This window comes from Nitratidesulfovibrio oxamicus (assembly GCF_015731765.1).
Lineage (GTDB): Bacteria > Desulfobacterota > Desulfovibrionia > Desulfovibrionales > Desulfovibrionaceae > Cupidesulfovibrio > Cupidesulfovibrio oxamicus.
On the sequence record NZ_VRYY01000179.1, the window covers coordinates 1 to 4,938 of the forward strand.

The window sequence follows — 4,938 nt, forward strand, 5'->3', positions numbered from 1 at the left end:
GGGCATCCTGCCGCCCGGGGCTGGCAGGTCCGCCGGGGTGCGGGCCACGCGCAGCCGCACGTCCGGTTCGCCGCGCAGGGCGTCCACGTCGGTGAAATTGCTGATGTGCGGCAGGTCCACCAGCACGATGTCCAGCACGATGGCGGGCAGGGTATCGGGCACCACGCCGCCCTCGCCCGCGGCCCCGTCTCGCAAGCCGCGCAGGCCGGGCAGTCCTTCCTTGAAGGACACGGAATCCTCTTCCGGCAGGCCCAGGTCGCGCAGGTAGGGCACCACGCCCAGCACGGGCCGCCCGGTGCGCTGCTTCATGAAGTCCAGCGCCGGGTCCAGCAGGCTGGCGTCACCCCGGAACTTGTTCAGCAGGTAGCCCGCCACGTGATTGCGTTCCCAGTCCTCCAGCAGTTCCATGGTGCCCACCAGCGCGGCGAACACCCCGCCCCGGTCGATGTCGCCCACCAGCAGCACCCGCGCCCCGGCATGGCGGGCCATGGCCATGTTCACGATGTCGTGGGCCTTCAGGTTGATTTCCGCCGGGCTGCCCGCCCCCTCGATGACCATCACGTCGTGCTCCGCCGCCAGGCTGTCGTAGGCGGCAAAGGCCGCGTCGCGCGCCCGGGGCTTGTAGTCCACGTACTGGCGCACCCGCATGACGCCCACGGGCCGCCCCATGACGATGACCTGCGAGCCCACGTCGGAACAGGGCTTCAGCAAGACCGGGTTCATGCGCACGTCCGGGTCCAGGCGGCAGGCCGCTGCCTGCACGGCCTGCGCCCGGCCCATTTCCAGTCCGTCGGACGTGACGCAGGAGTTGAGCGCCATGTTCTGCGCCTTGAACGGGGCCACGCGCAGGCCGTCCTGCAGGAAGATGCGGCAGAATGCGGCGGCAAGGATGCTCTTGCCCGCGTTGGAGCAGGTGCCCTGCACCATCAGGGCCGGGGTACGGTGGGAGCGGGCGCGGGGAGCGGCACAGGTGGATGCCCCGTCCGGCTGGGCGGACGTGACGGGCTGGCCAGCGGACGGGGCGGGCGGTGAGGACGGCGGCGTGTCGGAATTCATGGGCCAAGGTCTAGCGCGAATCGCGCCGCTCCGCCAGAGCGGCCCCTGTCCGTGCCGCGTGGGTGCAACCGGCCCTGCCTACCCTGCCCGACCGCCCAGCCCGACCGCCAGCCTGCCAGAAACCGTGCGACAGGCTGGCATGTCGGCAGGCCATCATCGCGGCCACATCCTCCACCCCCTCGCCGCAATTTGTTCTCACGCCTTGCCCCAACATCCCCAGTGGGTTATCTTTCGGGAAGGCTCGGGTTTTTCTTTTTTCGCCGCCGTTACCGTGCGGCCCCCGGCCCGCTCTGCCGTCCCTTCGGCAACCCCAACCGGGAGCACCGCCATGAACAGAACGCTCAAACTCGTGGCCGCCGCCATCGGCGCCCTGGTCATCCTTGCAGCTGCGGCCATCACCATCGTGGTGGCCACCATCAATCCCAACGACTACAAGGGCCGCATCGCGGACGCCGCGCGCTCTGCCACTGGCCGAGAACTAGTCTTTGACGGCGACCTTTCGCTGTCCTTCTTCCCGTGGCTGGGCGTGGCCTTCGGCCCCATGCACCTCGGCAATCCGCCGGACTTCCCCAAGGCAGCCACCCCTTCCGCTGCATCGGGAGACGACGAAATCTTCCTGCGCATCAAGGGCGGCGGGCTGCGCGTGGCCTTCATGCCGCTGCTTTCCAAGCGGGTGGAGGTGGCGGAACTGATGCTGGACGGGCTGCACCTGAATCTGGTGCGCGCCGCAGATGGCCGGACCAACTGGGACTTCGCCAAGCCCGGCCAGACCCCGGCAGCGCCCGCCTCACCCGCTGCCCCGGCAGCCCCCACGCCCCAATCCGCACAGCCGTCGGCCTCCGGGGGCGCGCCCCTGGCCGTGGCCGTGGACACCCTGTCGGTGAAGGGGGCCTCGCTGTCCTTCCGCGACATGGGCACCGGACAGCAGTTCCGCGCCCGCGACCTGAATGTCACCATCAACAGCCTGGCCCCCGGCGGCGAACCCGCCGACATCAAGCTTGCCGTGGCCATGTCCGGCCAGCAGCCCGCCATCGACGCCGACCTTTCGCTCACCGCCAAGGTGCGGTCCGACCTGGACGGCTCGGTATTGCGCATCGACGGCCTGACCATCACCCTTATCCCCAAGGGCGGTGTGGTGCCCGCCGGGCTCGGCAAAGTGGAACTGGCGGGCGACCTGACCGTGCACACCGTGCCGCAGCGGGTGGACATCGCCCGACTGTCGCTGTCCACGCCCACCCTGAAGGTTGGCGCCAACGGCACCGCCGCGCTTGGTGCGCAGTCGTTCGAAGGGCTGGTCACCCTGACAGGTTCGCCGCGCAAGGCGCTGGAATCGCTGGGCACCCCGATGCGCACCGCCGACCCCAAGGCGCTGGACGCGCTGGACCTGAAGCTGGATGTGCAGGCCGCGCCCGCCAAGGTGGACGTGCGGTCCATCACCGGCAAACTGGATGACACCACCATCCAGGGCAAGGCATCCGCCGTGCCCGGCGCGGTGCAGGTGATCCGGGCGGAACTGGCGCTGGACGCCATCGACGTGGACCGCTACCTGCCGCCGGAAGGGGATAAGCAGGCAGGGGGCAAGGCACCAGAAAAGGGCACTGCCCCGACAACCGGCAAGGACGCCAAGGACGGCAAGGCAACCCCGCAGGATGGCACCGCAGAGGCCAAGAAGAGCCTGCGCACCCTCGACGCGGATGTCACCTTCAAGGCCGGACGGCTGGTGGCCGCCAAGGTGCCCATGACCAACGTGCTGGTGCATCTGGTGGCCGACAAGGGGCTGGTGCGCATCAACCCGCTGCAGCTGAACCTGGGCGACGGCTCGGTGAACGGCGACATCACCGCCGACACCCGCGCCGAGGCCACCAGGTCGCGCATCGTCACCGCCGTGAAGGGGGTGGAGGTGGGCGAACTGCAACAGGCCGCGCTGGGCAAGCGGCACGTCTCCGCCCGCACCGACGTGAAGACCGACCTCACCGCCACCGGCGACGACTGGAACGCCGCCAGGCATACCCTGGCGGGCACGGCATCGCTGGGCATGACCCAGGGCACCATCCACGGCTTCCAGATCATCCCCGAAGGGATCAGGGGCGCGGAATCCAAGCGGGCAGGGGCTTCGGGCCAGAAGTTCGACAGCCTCACCGCGTCCGTCCGCGCCGACAAGGGCGTGGTCAGCAACAAGGACCTCAGGTTCGTCTCGCCGGGCATCGGCGCCACGGGCGCGGGCACGGCCGACCTTGGCCGCAACGTGGTGGACTACGCCGCCACCCTCGACGTCACCGGCCTGCCCAAGATACCCATCAAGATCAGCGGATCGCTGGATTCGCCCAGCTACGGGGTGGACCCGGCCAAGATGCTGCTGAACACCCTGGAAGGCGCTGGCGGCGTCATCAAGGCCCCGGTGGAAAAGGGCGGCGAGGCGGTGAAGGGCATCGGCGGGGCCATCAAGGGCCTGTTGCCGGGCCAGAAGCAATAGCAACAAACCGGCAGCCGCCCGGAATGCGCCCCACCGTCGGGAGCGCATTCCGGGCGGCGTCGCGACCGCAGGCAAAGCCGGGCGCAGGACGAGGGACGCCAGGCGGGCCGCGCCACGGAAAGGCACTGGCAAGCTGCCGATGCGCCGCGTGCATGGCCCCGAAACACCGGAGGGCACCCGGTTGCCCTCCCCTTCCCCCGCAAGTCACGAACACCAGACCACGGAGCATATCCATGAGCGAACTGATCACCGCCGCCTCGCTGTCGGGCAAGGCGGCCCCCGACTTCCGGCTGGCGGACGCATCCGGCGCGCCGCGCGGCCTGGCCGACTTTGCCGGAACATGGCTGGTGCTCTACTTCTACCCCAAGGCCAGCACCCCCGGCTGCACCCGCGAGGCGCGCGACTTCACCTGCATGCTGCCCGACTTCGCGACGGCTGGCGCGGCAGTGGTGGGTGTAAGCCCCGATTCACCGAAAGCCATCGGCAACTTCACGCTGAAGCAGGACCTGGGCGTGGCCCTGCTGAGTGACCCGGACCGCACGGTGGCCAGGGCCTATGGCGCTTTCGGCACAAAAATGATGTACGGCAAGGCGGTGACCGGCATCGTGCGCTCCACCTTTCTCATCGGGCCGGACGGCACGGTGCGGGCGGTGTGGTCGCCGGTGAAGGTGGACGGGCATGCCCAGGCGGTACTGGACGAACTGCGGCGACTGGCGGGGAAATAACGCGGCCGGCTTCCGGCAACTGTCCGATACGCCGGGCGCAACGCTCCGGTGCGACAGCGTGGCGAAACAAACGGAACGGGGCGGTCTCCCGTGGGTTCACCACGGGAAACCGCCCCTTCAACGTCACTCGGCGCACCCGGCGCCCGGCAGCATCCCCGCCGCAAGCCGTCTGCACCCGTCATCGACGCGATGCTACATTTCCACCTGCTGGATGCCGTCCAGCCGCCACATCTCGGTGCCGGTGCGCACGAAGTGCCACACCTCGCGCACCTGGCTGGGCGCATCGGCCTGGGCGTCCTCGCGCATCAGCACGTCGAAGAACACCGTGGCCACGCTGCGGTCCTTTTCTTCGGTGACGGACAGCACGCTGGCGTTGCAGTACAGCACCTCGGTGCGCGAGGGGCCGGGATCTTCCTTGGCCTGCTGGGTGATGTCCTTGAGTATCTCGGGGGTGGTGAACTGGGCGATGTCGTCCAGGTCGCGCCGGTCCCACGAGGCTTGCAGGCGGTTGTAGGCCAGCTTGGCCCCGCGCAGGAAGTCTTCAGTGTCGAAACCCTCGGGAATGCCGGACGAGGCGGGCTGCGCATCGGCGGCGGCTGTCGGGGCATTGCGCAGGGCATCCCACCCGGCGCCGGAGCCGGATTGGGCGCCGTAGTCGGCTTCGCGGCGCATGCCGCCGGGCTG

General features: G+C 69.5%; 4 protein-coding genes. 2 read left to right on the top strand and 2 right to left on the bottom strand.

The features are described 5' to 3' along the window. Positions 1–927, bottom strand: a 927-nt coding sequence (locus FVW20_RS07500) for a cobyric acid synthase (RefSeq protein ID WP_196608944.1), incomplete at its 3' end; no start/stop codon positions are given. A 457-nt stretch (positions 928–1,384) separates the two neighbouring features. Here FVW20_RS07500 and FVW20_RS07505 point away from each other — a divergent pair. Together FVW20_RS07505 and FVW20_RS07510 are read left to right on the top strand one after the other, a co-directional pair. Beyond that, positions 1,385–3,529 (top strand): AsmA family protein, encoded by a 2,145-nt coding sequence (locus tag FVW20_RS07505; RefSeq protein WP_196608941.1) that lies wholly within the window; start codon positions 1,385–1,387, stop codon positions 3,527–3,529. Positions 3,530–3,762: 233 nt separating this feature from the next. Next, a complete protein-coding gene (locus tag FVW20_RS07510) occupies positions 3,763–4,254 on the top strand; it encodes a peroxiredoxin (protein WP_196608942.1) in 492 nt (163 codons plus the stop codon). 192 nt (positions 4,255–4,446) lie between these two features. Here FVW20_RS07510 and FVW20_RS07515 read toward each other — a convergent pair. Continuing rightward, on the bottom strand, positions 4,447–4,938 hold a 492-nt coding region (locus tag FVW20_RS07515; RefSeq protein WP_196608943.1), incomplete at its 5' end, for a Tim44 domain-containing protein.